Below are 17,771 nucleotides of genomic sequence, written 5' to 3'. Positions count from 1 at the left end.
TTTAATGCATACAGATCCCGGTTACTATGATTATTGGCCTTATCACAAACGTCCTAAAATCACTTGGCCAAATGGCGCTAAAGTCGCATTTTGGGTAGCACCCAATATTGAGTTTTATGAGCTAGATCCACCTGCAAATCCATCTCGTAAGGCTTGGCCGCAACCTTATCCTGCCATTGCCGGATATGGTATTCGTGATTACGGTAATCGTGTGGGTCATATGCGTCAAATGCAGCTTCTGGATAAATATGGTGTGCGCGGATCCATATCATTATCTACCGCATTATGTGATCACCATCCTGAGATTATTAGCCTGTGTAAAGAACGGGACTGGGAGTTTTTCAGTCATGGTATCTATAACACTCGTTATACTTATGGAATGAGCGTGGAGCAGGAACGAGAAATGATCCGCGACTCAATTGAAACCATCTATAAACATACCGGACAGAAATGTGCTGGTTACTTAGCCCCAGCACTATCGCACAGTGACCATACTATTGACTTGTTTGCCGAAGTGGGAACGGAATTATTTGGCGATGATGCCGGCTTTTACACTTGTGATTTATTTCATGATGATCAACCAACTCCTATCCATACTCGTTCTGGTAAAAAGTTTGTGTCAATTCCCTATTCATTAGAGATGAATGACACCATTGCTTACGTATCTAATAAAGTTACACCTCGTCAATATGGAAAAATGCTCAAAGCAAATTTTGACCGTTTGTACCAAGAAGGCGAAGAGAGTGGAACCATCATGTGTATTCCAACTCACAACTATCAAGTGAGTTGCCCACATCGTCTAAAAGCCTACGAAGAAGCCTTGGAATACATCACCGGACACAGTGATGTTTGGGTAGCTACTGGGCGCGAAATAGCAAGTTATTACATGCAGCATTGTTATGACGATAGTGTCGCTGATATAGCTGCCAAGCAAGGAGGGAAATAATCATGAGTCTAGATGATTCTTATCTTCAATATCCCAAACGACATTACGGAATGGACCACGATTTATATGATTGGTCGATGCTGACAGAGCGTAAACCTATTGTCTGGCCAAATAACAAAAAACTAGCGCTTTGGGTAAATATCAACGTCCAGTTTTTTCCTTTGAACCAGGGTGCAAACCCAGTTGCCGTGCCTGGTGGTATGAAAATGCCTTATCCAGATTTACGCCACTTTAGTTTGCGTGATTACGGTAATCGCGTCGGTATATTTCGAATCTTCAAAGCATTAGATAAATTTAATATCAAACCAACTATCGCGATTAATGGCGCCATGGTTGAACGCGCACCTTATTTGATGGATGTCATTAAAGAGCGAGGTAATGAAGTCATTGCCCATGGTTGGCAGATGGACATGTTGCATCATGGCGAAGTTTCGCCAAACGATGAAGCAAGTTGGGTTGCTAAAAGTGTGCAAACTTTACGTGAGCGCTTTGAGCAGCCGGTGAAAGGCTGGTTAAGTCCTGGTCGCTTGCAATCAGAAAATACCCCTGAGTTATTGCAGCAAAATGGTATCGACTACATGTGCGATTGGGTTAACGATGAGTTGCCCTATGCCTTTAGAACTGAAACTGGTCAACTCAGCAACATGCCTTTATCTAATGAACTGGATGATTTTTTTATTTTGCAAAACAATCTGCACAGTGAAGATAGCTATGTTGAGCAAATTCAAGATGCATGTGACCTGTTGTTAAGTGAAGCCGAAACACAAGGTGGGCGTCTATTAGCATTGAATATACATCCATGGATGTTGGGTCAACCCCACCGTATTGCTTGCTTCGAGAAAGTACTTGAATACATCAGTAGTAAAGATGGAGTTTGGAGTGCTAGCGCGAGTGATATTTACCAGAGCTGGCAAGCACAGCAATAATTTGTAGGGGCGTTAGAACCCTCCTTATCCTTGAGACAAGAGATAATAATGTCCAAAACACTTTTTCAGAAGATATGGGATGCTCATCAGGTTAAACAATTACCTGATGGGACTTACTTAGTTTACATTGACCGAGTCTTTTTACACGAAAGAACAGGTTCTATTGCGTTGCAAAGTTTGGCCGAAACTGGACGAAAAGTTCGTCATCCAGACCAAGTTTTTTGCACCATGGATCATATTGTCGATACATTTCCAGGTCGTGGTGATGAAACTGTCATGCCTTCAGGGAAAGACTTTATTCAAGCTACACGTAAAGAAGCCAAAGCCGCGGGCATTACCTTATTTGACATAGGTGATGAACGACAAGGTATCGCCCATGTCATTAGTCCAGAATTGGGTATCGTACAACCAGGTTTAACCCTAGTTTGCCCGGATAGTCACACCTGTACTCAAGGTGCTTTAGGTGCGGCTGCTTGGGGGATTGGTTCTTCTGAAGCTGAACATGCAATGGCGACTCAAACTCTACGTATTAATAAACCCAAATTGATGCGGGTTTGGTTTGAAGGCGAACTGAATTCAAGTGTCACAGCCAAAGATATGATTCTCCACCTTATCAGTAAATTTGGTGCCCACGGTGGCGCTGGTCATGCAATAGAATTTGCTGGTCCTGCAGTAGAAGCCCTGTCGATAGAAGCGAGAATGACTCTATGTAATATGGCTGTAGAGTTTGCGGCATTTACAGGTTTAGTAGCACCGGATCAAAAAACCATCGACTATTTACAAGGTCGCCCTTATGCGCCTAAAGGCGAGCAATGGGACACTGCTGTAGAATATTGGCATAATCTGCGCACCGATGAGGATGCCTTGTTCGATACTGAAATTAAAATAGACGTTGCAGATATTGAACCTACCATCACTTGGGGTACAAGCCCACAACATGCTTGTGGTATCAGCCAAACCGTTCCTGAATTAAATACCTTAGCTTCTGAAGATGCACGCACAGCGGCAACACGTGCTCTAGCTTATCAAGACTTAAAGTCAGGCGATAAGTTGCTCGGCCTCAAGATAGATTGCGCATTTATCGGTTCATGTACCAATTCGCGAATTGAAGATCTTCGTAAAGCTGCAGCTATTTTAGCAGGTAAAAAAGTGGCTACTCATGTGAAAGCCATTTGTGTTCCCGGTTCGCAGCAAGTAAAAGCGGCTGCCGAGCGTGAAGGTTTACATCAGGTTTTCTTAGATGCAGGTTTTGAGTGGAGAGAAAGTGGATGTTCCATGTGCTTCTATGCTGGGGGGGAGCACTTTGGTAAACAACAACGGGTTTTATCTACGAGTAATCGTAATTTTGAATCTCGCCAAGGTCCAGAGACTCGTACCCATTTAGCCAGTCCAGAAACCGTGGCCGCCAGTGCCATATACGGTTGTATTACCGATCCGCGTGCGGTTCCAAGGAGTGATCGATGAAAGCATTTACAACTCACTGTGGTATTGCCGCGCCATTATTAAGAATCAATATTGATACTGATGCCATTATTCCGAGTAGGGAAATGCGTCGAGTATCTAAAAAGGGCTTGGGTGAGGGGCTATTTGCTTCTTGGCGTTATGTGATGCCCGATTCTCGCGAACTCAACCCCGACTTCATCTTAAATAAACCAGAATACGCTAATACCACAGTGTTGCTAGCGGGTAACAATTTTGGCTGTGGTTCATCACGTGAACATGCGGTTTGGGCTTTGGCTGAATATGGTATACGGGCCATTATTGCTCCTAGCTTTGGCGCTATTTTTTACCAGAATTGTATGCGCAACGGCATACTACCTGTTGTGCTTAGTAACGAAGCTGTCATGCAGTTATCTGCTGAAACTCAACAAGATCCGCAACATTTAAAGCTTAAAATAGATTTGCAGGAGCAAAAAGTTGAAAGCCCCCAAGGTCTAAAATTTGAATTTGATATAGAGACGGGTAGCAAAGAAATGCTGCTAAATGGTTTAGACAGTATTGGTGTCACTCTGCAACATGAAAAAGAAATTAGTGCATTTGAGCAGCAAGTACGCAAACAACATAGTTGGTTGTATTTGCAAAATTAGATGGGGTTAAGAGCAGGTAAGTCGCTTTAACTAAAAAAGTCAATCAACCTTAGTTGATTGACTTTTTTATTGCACTAGCGCTTTTATGCGGTCAAAGATTGCAGGTAAGTTATGATATCTGCCTCACTAACAACATCGCCATATTTTGCGTTCATGTCAAACAAGTTAGCCTTGTGTGGATCTTCATGACGATCACCACAAGCTTCTTCTACTATTATCGGTATAAAGCCATGTGAACAAGCATCAACACAACTAGCACGTACGCAACCACTGGTTGTTAAGCCTGTTAATATCACGCTGTCTGCACCATAAGCCGCTAAGGTAGAACTTAAGGATGTACCAAAAAAAGCACTTGGGTATTGTTTGGATATAACCAACTCGTCTTCGGTAGGTTTCAATGTTCCTGCCCAAGCACCCATAGGCGAACCTTCTGTTAAATATCGTAAAGGTTTAGCTTTCTTAAAAAAGGCTCCGCCGTTTACCCCAGATTTATGATAAACAACGTTTGTATAGATAACTAAAATGCCGGCTTTTCGAGCGGCTTCTAGAACCCGTTGCGCGGATGCTAACGCATCTTCAACATCGGCATACAGTTCGCAAGATTTATCATAATAGGCTTCTACAAAGTCAATCAGCAGTAACGCTGGTTTTTTACCATAGCCTACTTTGTTGCCGTATACATTTGCGTAATTTTGATCAATATCTTCACTAATAGTCATGTAATTACTCTTTCTCTACCTTGTTTATTTTGCCCATTTCTTTTCAAAAGCCCATACATCTTCGAATCCTATTAAAGAACAGAATTCGCTGAAGTCGTTGATTGGCACGCCTTCTGGTTCAGCGCTACCTTGTTCTTTCATTGCAATCAGCGATTTTTCTACTGCATTGGCTGCCGCTAAACTGGTTAATGAAGGGGCGATAGCAATGGCATATCCCACCTCTTTCATTTCTTCAACGGTCAAAATAGGCGTGAAGCCACCATTTGACATATTTGCAAACATTGGACCGCCAACTTCTTTACAAGCTCTACGCATTTCTTCTTTGGTTTCCAATGCTTCAACAAAAAGGACGTCTGCACCAGCCTCGTAATAGGCTTGAGCTCTGGCGATAGCAGCGTCTAGACCTTCGGCTTGACGGGCGTCTGTTCGAGCTATGATTAACATGTTTCTGTCAGTACGAGCGTCAACAGCAACCTTTATTTTTTCGACCATGTCAGCGCAAGGAACCACTTTGCGATTAGGCGTGTGACCGCATTTTTTTGGAAACTCTTGGTCTTCGATTTGGATGGCAGAAACGCCCGCTTCTTCGTAACCACGGACAGTGTGATGTACGTTTAATAATCCGCCAAAACCTGTGTCTGCATCGGCCATTACCGCTGCATTACTGGTTTTAACAAGAGTACGCATACGGTCAACCATCTGAGTGTAACTTACTATTCCAGCGTCGGCTATGCCATAAGCTGAAGCTGTTAACCAGTAGCCAGTGCCATAAACTACTTCAAATCCAACCTTGTTCGCAACTACCGCTGTGATCATGTCTTGAATTCCAGGGGCAAATATAAATTCACCTTTGTCTAATTTTTCTCTCAGTATTGGACTAGCCATTTTTTAACTTTTCTCCATTAATATTTAATAAAATCTCGAACTAAAACAACGTTGCTGTTTATTGCATTTTCAATAGGCCGATTCGTATATGTCGAGGGCATTTTCGCGAGTCACCTCGCGGGGATTATTAACTAGTAGTCTTTGCTGTTGCATCGCTTCGTCGGCCAACATTCCTAGGTCTTCACGGGGAACATTTAATGCCTGTAAACTTTTGGGCAAGCTAACGTCAGTAATTAAATTGTCGATGACATTAATGAATGCATCACAGCCTTTTTGACCGGTTTGATGATTTTGCCCCGAGGTGACACTAGGCAGCAGTTCAGCATACAAATCGGCCGCTACAGGTGCGTTAAAACGTAACACGTGGGGTAAAACCAATGAGTTACTCAGGCCATGGGGAATATGGTAATTACCGCCTAATGGGTAGGCTAGGGCATGGACCGCTGCCACTGGTGAGTTGGCAAAAGCTTGTCCTGCCATTAGTGCGCCTAGCAGCATGTTTGAACGAGCTTCTAGGTTACTGCCATTATTCACTGCTTCTAACAAGTTTTGCGACATTAGGCGCAACGCTTCTTTTGCTAACATGTCTGAATAAGGGTTTTTCTTAATTTTTCCGGTAAAAGCTTCTATTGCATGCACCATGGCATCGATACCAGTAGCAGCTGTAATTGCCGGTGGAAGCCCTACTGTTAAGGTGGCATCCAAAATCGCTATGTCAGGTAATAAAGAGGGCGAAACGACACCGGATTTTGTGGTTTCTCCGGTAGTTATAATTGAGATGGGAGTAACTTCCGATCCTGTCCCAGCAGTAGTAGGAAGTAAAATTAGCGGTAAACGTTTATCTCTAATTTTGTCCAACCCGTACATATCCTTCAAAGGCTGCTTCGAGTTTACCAACACAGCAAGTAGTTTAGCGACGTCTAAACTGCTACCTCCACCAAAGCCTATTACCCCGTCTACATGAAGTTGTTTTGCAAATTCTGCAGCAGACAATACCAATGATTCTGGTGGATCTGCCTGAATATCACTATAAATTACGGCGGTGATTCCGGCTTTGTTTAAAGGCGCGGTTATATGGGTAACTAGGCCCGCTTTTACCAATCCAGGATCGGTGACGATAAGAGGCTGTTTAATGCCAAGGGCGCGACAATGCTCAGCGATTTGCTCAATAGCTCCAATGTTACAAATAATCTTATTTGCGGTAATAAACTCGACGGTACTCGTCATGGGTGACTCCTTTATTACTGTAATGTTAATGCACCGCCTGTTAACTCCATGGTTTTAAGCTGCGCTGTTTAACTTACTGTCTATATCTTGCGCCCTATCGCTTTGTGGGCTGTTGATGATTGGTAGTGATTAAAAAAATTATCTAACTAACACTGATCTGAGTGAGAAGACCAATTTGTCGGTAGTCGAGAATCAAACACATCTAAAGACGGAAACTAACCTGATTTTGCCAAACTACAACTTTGTTTACGCAACTGATGGAATGCTTCACTTACTACTTATATTTTCACAACGCTGGTGAACAGAACTCCCCCTTAACTATTTTGCATGCTTTAGTTAAATCAGCCATGACAAATGTCAAAGACAAGAAATCGGACAAACACAATGTGTTGGTTCGCTGATGAATTGACCAATTTTGCTGTGTAATTGCCCATATCCCTCCTGAGCTTAATCCGCTTGTTAATAATACGTACTCAGAATAAGTTACCAAAATAGGTAAACGCTATGCATCATTATGTACCAAATAAACTAAATTTAATACTAATGATATATCATTTGTTCATTATCTGAACTAAAACTGCCAAATAAGTCTTTGAAAAATATTGATAAATATCAAAAATCAGGATTTTGGTATGCTGTTTGCTTTAAAAGTTGCTGATCAAAAATGCAGCTAAGTACTTGCTAGTAATCAAAATTCATGTAATTATCTTGTTAAAAAGGAATAATGATATGTCAACAATATTTATACCTAAACATATACGTCCTACTTATACCAATACAGTGCTTAACGATTGCCTGTTATTTCATGGCATGACACCTAATGAATTGGACCGTTTGGATTCCTATGCTGAACAATCCAAGTGCGATGAAGGCGAGTATTTATTTCGCCAAGATACGCCTGCTGATTTTGTTTATAACGTGATCTCCGGAACTGTAGCGATTGAGCGAATCTTCAGTAATGGCAGACGACAAATCATTGGTTTTTTATTTCCCGGTGATTTCATTGGATTAACCCATTCAATAAATTATGATTGTGCGGTTCGCTGCTTAACCAAAGTTGAACTATACAAATTCAGTCGCAAAAAACTAAATAGCCTTAGTGAAGAAGGCGGTCACCTTAAGCAAAATATGGAACAGATTAAATCGGCCATATTTTCTAGAGTGATGGAACAACTTTATGTTTTAGGTCAGAAAAAAGCGCTAGAACGATTATGTTTCTTGTTCATGCAATTATTAGAACGATTACCCGGTGCCCGTGTTGATCGCATTGAATTGTATATGTCCCGTCAAGATATGGCTGACTATTTGGGGTTAACCATAGAAACGGTGAGTCGTTGTTTGGCTAAGTTAAAATCCGACGGTTTGGTCGCTTTCCCCAAACTAAATCACCTACAAATTTTGAATTTACCTGCGTTAAGCGAATTGGCTGAATGCTAGTTCATTAAATGTGACTGTCATTTTGGGCAAGGACACGCCCAGCGCTCTTTTAAAATCATCAAAAACTCCTGTCTAATTCGATTTAATCTTTTTCTTTTTGTATTGACAAATATCAATGCTAGTCGCAAAACCCTGGGATAGGCTCAAGCTAACTATGTTGAAAAACCAATTAGCACGCTCCAATCATATATAGGATATTTGATATGAAGTTGAACCGAAGACGATTTCTCCAATCCACTGCCACATTGGCTGGAGCCGCGATGTTTCCGCCGCTTTCATGGGGAAATGGAAAAACCGATGTTATAATCATTGGAGCAGGTTTATCAGGTTTGAATTCTGCCCATTTGTTAGAGCAAGCGGGACTATCCGTTACTGTTTTAGAAGGCCGGGATAGAATTGGTGGTCGCTTATTCACCTTAGATGATGTGCCGGGCAAACCAGAGGCTGGTGGTCAAACAATTGGTTCTAATTATGGACGTACTTTATACACGGCTTTGCGTCTAGGCGTTCCATTAAATCAAGTCGACTTTATGTTAGGCAACGAGCCTATAAGACAAACTTTCTTTGTCAAAGGTCAAAGAGTCTTGCCAACTGATTGGCCAACCTCAAAATATAATCCTTTTCCCGAAAAGTACCGTTCATTACCGCCAGATAGAGCGTTGTTAACTGTATTGGGAAGACCGCCTTTAAGTTCTCCTGATGATTGGCTCAAAAAAGCTAATTTTGGATTGGATGTTCCGGTGGCTAACCTATTAGCTGAAAAAGGTTTTTCTCCCGAAGCCATTGATATTATCGGACGCACTAATAACTACGGCCGTACCTTAGAAGATACTTCATTACTATTTCAACATCGGACTAACAGATTACTGTATCAATCAATGCAAACTCCCGGTGGTGTGAGAATGGTTGCAAATGGCAATCAGCGTTTACCTGAAGCTATGGCGAAAGCAATTAAAGCTCCAGTTTTAAAGAATAAAGTGGTTACATCGATTGTTCAAAAAGGCAATAAAATGCATGTGACTTGTGCCGATGGCTCCCAACATCAAGCAAGTTATGTGATTAGCTCTTTACCGTTTTCTACATTGCGAGACGTATCTATTCCTGGTCTACCAGCCCTGCAAAATGAAGCAATTAATAAGCTTGTTTACAGTCAGGTGTATCAAGCCTATTTCGAAGTTGAAAAACCGTTCTGGGAAGGCTCAGGCATATTACCAAATGTATGGGCTGACACTGTCATTGAGCGTGTTATGGCAACCGACCCTAGTCAGGTGGGGCGTATCACCAACCTTACGGTTTGGATAAATGGTCAATCCGTTGAGGCCTTAGACAAAATGTCGATTTCCGAAGCCAGCGCATTAATCCAAAAAGAATTTTACAGAGCATTACCTGAGGCAAAAGGATCAGTGCGGTTCGTTAAAGTGAATTCTTGGCAGCAACAGCCTATGTCAAAAGGTTCTTTTGCCGTTTGGCATCCTGGTCAGGTTAGTCGTTATAGCGAATCTATGGCTAAACCGGCTGGCAACCTCCACTTTGCAGGCGAGCATACTGCTCAGTGGTCATCAGGTATGGAAGGTGCGCTTGAATCAAGTGAGCGCGTCACGCAGGAGATTTTATCTCGTTTGGTATAAACCAATTTCGATTTTTAGAAAATAATGAATACCGAATGAGTAAATGTTGGAGTTTGATATGCAGATAAAATTTAAAGTCATCCTAGTGTTATTGATTGCGTTAGTCCCCTCTTTAGACGCCTTAGCTGGTGATGTCGAAGCTGGAAAAAAGCTCGCAATTAAAGATGGGTGTGTTGGTTGTCATGGCAGTGCTGGTATTAGTTATGGCCCTATTTGGCCGAATTTAGCAGGTCAGCACGGTCCATATATGGAAAATCAACTAAAACTTTTTCGTAGTGGTGAACGTAAAGATCCGATGATGAACTTGTTAGCAAAGCCGTTAAATGACAAAGAAATAACGGATCTAGCAGCGTACTTTGCATCACTTTAGTTTATTACTTGATTTTATCAGTTTGGTCATTTGATGCTTAACAGACTTTTATTTGTCTAACTCGATTGGAACAAGTGTGCGTCATCTTAAAGTTGGGTCAATTTACAATAAATTTTCAATCACGGCATTTGCTTTGATACCAATATATTTAAACATTAGACATGTGGAAGAAAAATTATGTCATCGAATTTACTGAATACATTTCAACAGAATGAACATCCAATGCTGGTTGTTGGTGATGCCGACGATCGTGCTCGTCAAGAGTTTGTGAAAAGTTTAAAGGGGTATATCCAGCAAGACATATTACCTTTGGTACAAAATACCTATCAAACTCGCGCTATCGCAAAGTTTAACAAAACCCATAAGCGTGATCCTCAAGATTTCAAAGAAGCAAGACAAGCTTTCGCCGATGACCCCATTTTTAAAACCTATTTAAGCGTGAATCGCTCCAGTCAAGAATTACAGTGGTTTTCAGTAATTGATGGCATTGAACAGAGAATGGATGACTTAGAAGAGAAAGCGAAAAATTTACCCAAAGCGGGCGGTTCGTTAAAAATTGATGAAGGTTTCGTTGTTCCTAAATATATTTCTGAATTGGATATTCATTGTATGCCTGGGGGATATTGTGGACCTAAAGATGTAAGCAAGTTATATAGTGGCGCACTGTATGACAGAGGCGTTTATATTTACGCCCTAGGTTATATGGGCCCAAACAATGACGACATGGGAAGGTCGGTTTGTAACTATATAAAGCGTAATTATCCAGACTTTAACCCCACAAGTATTTTGGATATGGGCTGCACAATTGGTCACTCAACATTACCTTTTGCTGAATTATTTCCAGAGGCTGAAGTACACGCTATTGATGTATCTGAAGCCTGTGTCACCTACGGCCATTACCGTGCTGAAGGGTTAGGATTGCCGGTTCATTTTAAGCTTGCTAATGCTGAAAAAACCGATTATCCAGATGAGAGTTTTGACTTGATTGTCTCTCACATTTTACTGCATGAAACTTCCAAAAATGCCATGCCTAAGATATTCAAAGAATGTATGCGTTTGCTTAAGCCTGGTGGAATTATGATCCACGCTGATTTACCGCCATTTGATGATATGGACGTTTACACTCAACTTATCTTAGATAACGAAACTTGGTACAACAACGAGCCGTTTTGGACGGCTATGCGAAATACCGATCAAATTGCTACAGCAGTTGAAGCTGGATTTAAGCGAGAAGACATTAAGTTTGATACAGCACCAATGGCTATTATGGAATTAATGGCGCAAAGTGAGTCCTATTCTGAAGAAAAAGCGCAGGAGCTGGCGGATCGAGAGTTTACGGCTGGAGAGTATGCACCTGGTGGTGGTTGGGAAGTGTTGATAGCGCAAAAAGCTGTCTAACGTTAACTCTACACACGACCCAATAATAAAGTCTAAAAGGTGAAAACATGAATCAAAATAAAATTATTAAAGGCAAACGCCCAAATTTTTACGCAGCTCCAGAATCTGACTATTTAATGCATATGGTGATGGTTCTTGCACAAGAACTTTCAGCTACAAGGGATCGTCTTGATACCTTGGAAAAGCTAGCCATAGAAAAGAACCAGATTAGTGCTGATGATGTTGAGAAATACACGCCAGATCAAGCCACACTTGAACAGCGTGAAGCTAGGCGTCAGGTGTTCCTAGGTAATCTTTTCAGTGTTATGAATCAAGAATCTGCTGAACTAAAAGCCAGAGATAGTAAAAGTCGATTTGATCAAGTTATTGATGATATCGCTAGTGGCAAGATTGATTAACTCAAAATCATTTAGGTGAGTAAATATCCAATCTGTTCTGCCGCTGAGGCGATTAAACCTTACGGCGAGGGCAGGTCAGTATTGTGTGAAGCAAGGCACTTAAGTAACAAATAACCAGATCAATGCTTGAAAGCGTGATCAGAACTTCACTCTAGATTATGAAGTTTGTTGGCAGAAGCGACTTAATTATTAAATGCGGAGATAAATATGCAAAGTGATAAGAAAGACAATGAAATCGAAGAGAGTAATTCTCGTCGAGAATTTTTAAGCAAAACAGCAAAGAATCTTATTGGCGCTGGTGTAGCAACTGCTGGTCTTGGTTTGGCCGTTGGCAGAGCTCAAGCCATTACTATAGATCCGAGTGTAAAAGCTAAATTGCCCAAAGATAGTGATACCCTTAAATATAGCGACAACTATTGGAACCGTGACGCCTTGGCGCGAATCATGGGTGATATGGACTTCGGTAAAGAGAAGTTTGGTTGGTATCGCGGTACGGTTATTGGTGTTAGAAAAGGTGAAAAAAATCGCGAACTATGTGGTTTTGAAGGTTTCTCTTTTGCAAGACTGAAAGACACTGGAACTGGCGTATATGAAAAATTACTCCGTGAAGTTGGTTTTTATACCGATTTAAAAACTGGTGAAGTCTTAGAAGAGTGGGAAAATCCATATACTGATGAAACGGTTAAAGTGGTGCATATCGCCAATGACCCGTTCAACTTTAAAATTGGCCCCTTCTATCCAAAACCACCTTCATACGGCGGTTTGAATAAAAAAGTTGAGATGCCTGACATTCCAATGATTTTACCTTGGACTGAAGTAGGCGATGATAAAGTCATGCTGCAAAATAGTACGCATTTGTTTTATAAAAATGCACTACAACCAGACAAATGGCCACGTGAATCATCAGGTGAAATGAATCGCGTTTCTGAGATGTTCACATATGTATTTGATAAAGAAGACTTAGCAGATCCTAAAGTAACCAGTTTACTGTTTTCTGGTAGTTGGAACCGAATTACCCCATGGTTACCGTGGATGTTGATGGGTCAGGCAGAAGGTCATGCTTATTATAATTGTATCATGGGCTGTTATGACAACATGGATATGGTTTCTCCAAAGGTCTTGGCCTATGCGAAAAAACACTATCCTAAGTACTTTTCAGCTCCAACCAAATGGGTAGAGCCTAGCTGGTCTAGTTTAGAGCATTACGCTAACGAACAAACCCCAGCACCTGTTAAAAAATCTTAAAGTAAAAAAGCGCCAAGTTAATTTCGATTAGCTTGGCGCTACTCTTCACAACTATATCGTGGTTAACGATACCTTGTTCAAATGGCTGTCAGCAACAACCATTCCTAATGTAGAACTATTGTGCATTTTCTTTATAGCCATCTAAATCCATCGTCATTTGATATTGGAAAATAGACGGGTTATATCGGCAATACAGAATGTCGACGAGTTTGTCATTGCTATCATAAGAACGACGCTCAAGTACTAACAATGGACTTCCTTCACGAATATTGAGCTCCCTAGCAACTTCGGGACTAGCCACCTCAGCACTAATTATCTGATCAATACGTGAAATATCGATACCGATTTGTCTGAGTAATTCGATCCGTGTGTGATTGTTTAATGCCTCTGCATTAAAGGTACTCGCTGGCGTCAAAGTCCAGCTTATGTAGTATGCATAAGGTACTTTTTCGTCTTCTGTTAACCTAACACGAAGCAAGCGACAGGCTGTTTCACCATCTTTTAAATCAAGCGCTTCACGAATATCAGCTGGTGGTACAGTTTGTGAAATTTCGATGGTTCGAGATAGCGTATGTCGACCCATGGTTTCGATATTTTCGAGTAACCCCACTAACGGAGATTTGGCTGGTTTAGGTTTATATTTATAGGTAACCGAAGTGCCACGTCCACGACGACGTTCCACTAATTTTTCTGCAGCTAACTCATCCATGGCGCGCTTTACAGTTATTCTAGACAATTTAAAAGCTTCACCCAGCTCTTGCTCTGTGGGTAATTGAGCCCCGTAACTGATGGTGCCATCGACGATTTGGTCTTTCAATAAACTGTACAACTTGTGATACAGGGGAGTAGGTCCATTCCATTCTAAGCCAATGTGTTGGCTATACTGTTTAAGTGTTTTAATAATAGTTAACTTAGACAAATTTCTTTCCTTAAGCTGTCGTGTATTTTAAACGGTGTTTAACTCACAAAAGAATTATACGTAAGTCATTATACCTTTTCATTTGGTCGTTGCATATTAAACAATCATCTGATCGTTAATCTCTTTAAAATTAATGCTTTAGCAAAAAATGCTTATATTCGTTTAGTATTTCTTTATTGTTTTTTATTACAATTTGTCGAAAAATTAGATTTAATTCTTCGTTTATTGACAATTATCATTTTAATACCCATCGACTGAACGCTATTATCCAATTACTGTATGAATACGGGCTTTCACAGAAAACATTTTTACGATAGACCTGCGTTAAAGATTTACCCTAAATTATCGGTCAATACTCAAGAGTGACGATAATTCGACGTTTCGACACTTTGAATTTGCGAGAGCATATTCAGTTAGCCTGCATTTTTGCAAACAGACCATATCAACAGTCAACAGATTAATCGAACGGTTATTTCATTGAAGCGAATTCGCTTTATTAAACTTTGAATACAAATAACGGTTCTTTGTAAAGCAATTGAGGACGAACCAATGACATTAAATAGGCAACTTTGTTTGAGTCGAAATATTCGTCAGGGTGAAGCAGTCACTTCTGAACTATTTGAGATCAAAGAAACACCGATTCCAGAGCCGGGTGAAGGTGAATTTTTGGTGAAAACCTCTGCATTGGGTTTTTCTCCGGCGCAACGAGCTTATCTAATGGGTGAAGAGAGCCGCTTTCATGAGCCAATCGAGATAGGCGATGTCATGCGAGGACGTGGTGTCGGCGAAATATTAGTGTCTAAAAACAAAGACTATAAAGTCGGTGATGTTGTAGCTTGCTCTACAGGGTGGCAAGACTATTCGGTTCAAAGCGGCGATATCGGTGAATTGTTAGTTAAAACCTTACAAAAAGTCGATAACCCACAACAACCCCAGTATCTTCATTTAGGTATCTTAGGCTCATCCGCATTTTCTGCCTATTTTGGTTTGCTAGATATTGGTAAACCTCAAAAAGGGGAGACGGTTGTAGTTTCTTCTGCAGCTGGTGGTGTTGGTTCAATCGTTTGCCAAATTGCTAAAATTAAAGGCTGCAAAGTTGTTGGTATCGCTGGCGGCAAAGATAAGTGCCAATGGCTAAAAGAGTTTGTTGGTGTTGACGAAACGATAGATTATAAAAATGACGATATTGACGCTAAATTTAAACAATATTGTCCAACAGGCATAGATGTTTATTTTGATAATGTCGGTGGCGATATTCTCGACCTTGCACTAAAAAATATTGCGCTAAAAGGTCGAGCCGTAATTTGTGGAATGATTTCTACCGAATATCAAGAGCCGCCATTGCCAGGTCCTCGTTATTATTACAACGTGATTTACAAAAGAGCGCGGATGGAAGGCTTTTTTGTATGGGACTACTTTAATCAATTCCCTGCGGCCGAAAAGGAACTCATTGACTGGTACAAATCTGGTCAACTCAAACCAACAGAAGATGTTTTTAAAGGGTTGGAATCTGCCCCTGATGCTCTGCAATCGATGTTTGATGGTAGAAGCTGTGGCATCAAAATCGTTGACTTCTAAATTTACGTTGTTTCGCTAATATTGTAATGAATTAGTGGAACAAAATTACTAAAGGACTGAAGTAATTGTAGCCCTTTAAAACTATAATTTTAACTATAACTAATTGGAGAAATCATGAGACCTCATGTAGAAATGATCGACGAAAAGGACTTGATTTGGCATCCTTCAGAATTAAAAGGTGCTACCGAAGGCGAAGCTAGACAACGCAACCTTTCTTATGACGAAGAAGATGGTTCAGTATCAGCCAAGATTTTGTTCGACACCTACTGGGCTCGTCCCGCTGGTGTTCATGTGGCACAAACCGAATGGTATGTCCTCGGTGGTGAAGTGAAAATTGGTGATGAAGTTCTTATCGAAGGTGGCTACTGGTGTACTCCTCCTGGTGTATTGTGTCCGGCAATTGAAGTTAAACCAGGTACAGAAATTTTGTACTTCCGCGAATTTGGTACTTGGGAATTTGAAGAAGCCAGTGCAGATAAAGAAGGCGTTCGCGAAGACCAAAAACTAGTTGTTAAGCACAGTAATTTGATGGATTGGGTTCCTGTTGAAATTGGTAGCCCTATGGATTTCTCTGCTGGTGGTACACCGGTACCAGGTTTGTTCATTAAATTATTGTTCCGTGATGAAAAAACCGACTTTTATACCCGTTTAATTAAAGCTAAGCCAGATTGGGTTGAGCATCCATTGGCTCATCACCCAGTATATGAAGAAGCCTATACTCTTCAGGGAACATTTGAATTCAACTTCGGTGAACAGTGGCCAGGTGTTTACTTCTTCCGTCCTCCGTTGATTCGTCATGGTGACTTTAAAGCGGGTCCTGAAGGCGCTACTTGGTTACTACGTTGTGATGGTCGTTTGGTTGATTGGTATACTGATAATGCGAAAATGGAAATGCACGGTGACCCTGTAAACTGGGGGCCAGATTATCCTGGAACGCAAGATCCTGCGCCATTGCAGCCAGTACGTTCTAAGTCTCTAGGTCCAATGAAAGACCCGTATTACTCTTAATTGGTAATCACCTAACAAGCTGATATTAATTATTATCAGCGTTGGATAAAACCTCAGTTGTATTTTCATCAATACCTCTGAGGTTTTTTGTTTGTGACGCTGAATTAGTTATGCCCACAAAGGTGGGCCGGAATAGTCAGTAGGGCTATTTATAGCCCTGTCGATAGTTGAGGGATAATTAGTGGTTCAGAAAAGCCCGAAACTTTTTACCCATTTGTTGCGGATTTTCAAAAGTGCTAAGGGCTCCCGCATTACTAATGGTGGTTATTTCACACTGTTTAATGCGCTCTAAGGCTTTTTCAAGCTCTTGTTCAGAGTAAAATAAATCGTTTTCTGCCCCGAATACCAACGTAGGGCATTCAATGCGGCTCATCCAATCTTCTTTTTCCATCCACTCTAAGACACAATGATGTATATCGTAGGGGCGCAATCGTCCAGCCTGGCCAATTATAAAGGGCTTATAACGGGTTTCTAATGAACTTGTAGGTGCGAGCATTTGATAGCGTTTCCAAGCGTCGGCAATGAACTGTCCTTCTGAATCCATAGGAATTTCTCGGCTCAAAGGCTTCTTTTTCAATGCTTCGATAAACGCGTGAATTTGTTCCTTAGATGCCAGCATTTCGCAGGAAATGATTAACTTAGACACCTTATTTGGATATCGAGTGGCAATTGAGGTGGCAAGGGCAGCACCTGAATGATTGCCAACTAACATTACCGACTCAAATCCGAGTTTTTCGATAAACTGTACGGTTACATCGGTAAAATCCTCTATTTGCATCGGATAATCTGGATCATAAGATTGACCGTGTCCAGGCATATCTGGTGCAATTATCATAAAGTCCTTGGCAAGTAGTGGGATGATGTCATCCCACTCAGCGCTGCTCATTGGCGATTGATGCAATAAGAAAACAGGCTGTCCTTGACCAGCCACAACAAAGTGAATTTGGCCGTTGGGTAAATCAATATAGTGTCTTTTCACTGCTGTCATGACCTACCCCTT

17 protein-coding genes are annotated in these 17,771 nt (G+C 41.2%); 12 read left to right on the top strand and 5 right to left on the bottom strand.

Features of this window, described 5'->3' with window-relative positions:
* Positions 1-4: 4 nt before the first annotated feature.
* From KO530_RS15370 to leuD, 4 genes are read left to right on the top strand one after another with little or no spacing between them, the layout of a single operon-like run.
* Positions 5-946, top strand: a complete 942-nt coding sequence (locus tag KO530_RS15370) for a polysaccharide deacetylase family protein (protein WP_216049332.1) — start codon at positions 5-7, stop codon at positions 944-946.
* A 2-nt stretch (positions 947-948) separates the two neighbouring features.
* Positions 949-1,872, top strand: coding sequence for a polysaccharide deacetylase family protein (locus tag KO530_RS15365; RefSeq protein ID WP_216049331.1), 924 nt, complete (start codon positions 949-951; stop codon positions 1,870-1,872).
* A gap of 48 nt (positions 1,873-1,920) precedes the next feature.
* The gene (leuC, locus tag KO530_RS15360; protein WP_216049330.1) at positions 1,921-3,336 is read left to right on the top strand and encodes a 3-isopropylmalate dehydratase large subunit; all 1,416 of its coding nucleotides are present in this window, start codon (positions 1,921-1,923) and stop codon (positions 3,334-3,336) included.
* Positions 3,333-3,959, top strand: coding sequence for a 3-isopropylmalate dehydratase small subunit (gene leuD, locus KO530_RS15355; protein WP_216049329.1), 627 nt, complete (start codon positions 3,333-3,335; stop codon positions 3,957-3,959). Before leuC ends, leuD begins: the two co-directional genes overlap by 4 nt.
* 83 nt (positions 3,960-4,042) lie before the next feature.
* On the opposite strand, the gene KO530_RS15350 is transcribed toward leuD, so the two are convergent.
* The 3 genes from KO530_RS15350 to KO530_RS15340 all read right to left on the bottom strand — a co-directional run bounded on the left by KO530_RS15350 (position 4,043) and on the right by KO530_RS15340 (position 6,790).
* Positions 4,043-4,678, bottom strand: a complete 636-nt coding sequence (locus KO530_RS15350) for an isochorismatase family protein (protein WP_216049328.1) — start codon at positions 4,676-4,678, stop codon at positions 4,043-4,045.
* 24 nt (positions 4,679-4,702) lie between these two features.
* Entirely contained in the window at positions 4,703-5,563 is an 861-nt protein-coding gene (locus tag KO530_RS15345; protein WP_216049327.1) for an isocitrate lyase/PEP mutase family protein, read from the bottom strand.
* A 69-nt stretch (positions 5,564-5,632) separates the two neighbouring features.
* Positions 5,633-6,790, bottom strand: a complete 1,158-nt coding sequence (locus KO530_RS15340; RefSeq protein ID WP_216049326.1) for an iron-containing alcohol dehydrogenase — start codon at positions 6,788-6,790, stop codon at positions 5,633-5,635.
* A gap of 729 nt (positions 6,791-7,519) precedes the next feature.
* Here KO530_RS15340 and KO530_RS15335 point away from each other — a divergent pair.
* From KO530_RS15335 to KO530_RS15310, 6 genes are all read left to right on the top strand, one after another.
* Complete coding sequence (locus tag KO530_RS15335; protein WP_216049325.1) at positions 7,520-8,227, top strand: Crp/Fnr family transcriptional regulator; 708 nt, start codon at positions 7,520-7,522, stop codon at positions 8,225-8,227.
* A 203-nt stretch (positions 8,228-8,430) separates the two neighbouring features.
* A complete protein-coding gene (locus tag KO530_RS15330) occupies positions 8,431-9,855 on the top strand; it encodes a flavin monoamine oxidase family protein (protein WP_216049324.1) in 1,425 nt (474 codons plus the stop codon).
* 58 nt (positions 9,856-9,913) lie between these two features.
* Positions 9,914-10,225: a c-type cytochrome gene (locus tag KO530_RS15325; protein ID WP_216049323.1), complete on the top strand. Its 312-nt coding sequence runs from the start codon at positions 9,914-9,916 to the stop codon at positions 10,223-10,225.
* 177 nt (positions 10,226-10,402) lie between these two features.
* Positions 10,403-11,623 carry a class I SAM-dependent methyltransferase gene (locus KO530_RS15320; protein ID WP_216049322.1) on the top strand — a complete coding sequence of 407 codons (1,221 nt, stop codon included), beginning with the start codon at positions 10,403-10,405 and terminating at the stop codon, positions 11,621-11,623.
* A 47-nt stretch (positions 11,624-11,670) separates the two neighbouring features.
* The gene (locus tag KO530_RS15315) at positions 11,671-12,021 is read left to right on the top strand and encodes a hypothetical protein (protein ID WP_216049321.1); all 351 of its coding nucleotides are present in this window, start codon (positions 11,671-11,673) and stop codon (positions 12,019-12,021) included.
* A gap of 207 nt (positions 12,022-12,228) precedes the next feature.
* Complete coding sequence (locus KO530_RS15310) at positions 12,229-13,266, top strand: DUF1838 family protein (protein ID WP_216049320.1); 1,038 nt, start codon at positions 12,229-12,231, stop codon at positions 13,264-13,266.
* Between the two features lie 115 nt (positions 13,267-13,381).
* On the opposite strand, the gene KO530_RS15305 is transcribed toward KO530_RS15310, so the two are convergent.
* Positions 13,382-14,185 (bottom strand): GntR family transcriptional regulator, encoded by an 804-nt coding sequence (locus tag KO530_RS15305; RefSeq protein ID WP_252729301.1) that lies wholly within the window; start codon positions 14,183-14,185, stop codon positions 13,382-13,384.
* A gap of 549 nt (positions 14,186-14,734) precedes the next feature.
* Here KO530_RS15305 and KO530_RS15300 point away from each other — a divergent pair.
* Complete coding sequence (locus KO530_RS15300; RefSeq protein ID WP_216049319.1) at positions 14,735-15,763, top strand: NADP-dependent oxidoreductase; 1,029 nt, start codon at positions 14,735-14,737, stop codon at positions 15,761-15,763.
* Positions 15,764-15,877: 114 nt separating this feature from the next.
* Positions 15,878-16,771: a DUF4437 domain-containing protein gene (locus tag KO530_RS15295; protein WP_216049318.1), complete on the top strand. Its 894-nt coding sequence runs from the start codon at positions 15,878-15,880 to the stop codon at positions 16,769-16,771.
* A 178-nt stretch (positions 16,772-16,949) separates the two neighbouring features.
* Here KO530_RS15295 and KO530_RS15290 read toward each other — a convergent pair whose 3' ends face one another.
* Positions 16,950-17,759: an alpha/beta fold hydrolase gene (locus KO530_RS15290; RefSeq protein WP_216049317.1), complete on the bottom strand. Its 810-nt coding sequence runs from the start codon at positions 17,757-17,759 to the stop codon at positions 16,950-16,952.
* Positions 17,760-17,771 lie beyond the last annotated feature (12 nt).

The sequence above is a fragment of the Aliiglaciecola lipolytica genome, assembly GCF_018860635.1.
GTDB classification, from domain to species: Bacteria; Pseudomonadota; Gammaproteobacteria; order Enterobacterales; family Alteromonadaceae; genus Aliiglaciecola; species Aliiglaciecola lipolytica_A.
This window is presented reverse-complemented; position numbering and strand designations above follow the sequence as displayed.

Bases quoted from the DNA above. Each gene is read 5' to 3' on its own strand.
- KO530_RS15320 (WP_216049322.1), top strand. From the start codon at position 10,403: ATGTCATCGAATTTACTGAATACATTTCAACAGAATGAACATCCAATG.
- KO530_RS15335 (WP_216049325.1), top strand. From the start codon at position 7,520: ATGTCAACAATATTTATACCTAAACATATACGTCCTACTTATACCAAT.
- KO530_RS15345 (WP_216049327.1), bottom strand. From the start codon at position 5,563: ATGGCTAGTCCAATACTGAGAGAAAAATTAGACAAAGGTGAATTTATA.
- KO530_RS15350 (WP_216049328.1), bottom strand. From the start codon at position 4,678: ATGACTATTAGTGAAGATATTGATCAAAATTACGCAAATGTATACGGC.
- KO530_RS15325 (WP_216049323.1), top strand. From the start codon at position 9,914: ATGCAGATAAAATTTAAAGTCATCCTAGTGTTATTGATTGCGTTAGTC.
- KO530_RS15300 (WP_216049319.1), top strand. From the start codon at position 14,735: ATGACATTAAATAGGCAACTTTGTTTGAGTCGAAATATTCGTCAGGGT.
- KO530_RS15310 (WP_216049320.1), top strand. From the start codon at position 12,229: ATGCAAAGTGATAAGAAAGACAATGAAATCGAAGAGAGTAATTCTCGT.
- leuD (WP_216049329.1), top strand. From the start codon at position 3,333: ATGAAAGCATTTACAACTCACTGTGGTATTGCCGCGCCATTATTAAGA.
- KO530_RS15315 (WP_216049321.1), top strand. From the start codon at position 11,671: ATGAATCAAAATAAAATTATTAAAGGCAAACGCCCAAATTTTTACGCA.
- KO530_RS15340 (WP_216049326.1), bottom strand. From the start codon at position 6,790: ATGACGAGTACCGTCGAGTTTATTACCGCAAATAAGATTATTTGTAAC.
- KO530_RS15330 (WP_216049324.1), top strand. From the start codon at position 8,431: ATGAAGTTGAACCGAAGACGATTTCTCCAATCCACTGCCACATTGGCT.
- KO530_RS15295 (WP_216049318.1), top strand. From the start codon at position 15,878: ATGAGACCTCATGTAGAAATGATCGACGAAAAGGACTTGATTTGGCAT.
- KO530_RS15290 (WP_216049317.1), bottom strand. From the start codon at position 17,759: ATGACAGCAGTGAAAAGACACTATATTGATTTACCCAACGGCCAAATT.
- leuC (WP_216049330.1), top strand. From the start codon at position 1,921: ATGTCCAAAACACTTTTTCAGAAGATATGGGATGCTCATCAGGTTAAA.
- KO530_RS15370 (WP_216049332.1), top strand. From the start codon at position 5: ATGCATACAGATCCCGGTTACTATGATTATTGGCCTTATCACAAACGT.
- KO530_RS15365 (WP_216049331.1), top strand. From the start codon at position 949: ATGAGTCTAGATGATTCTTATCTTCAATATCCCAAACGACATTACGGA.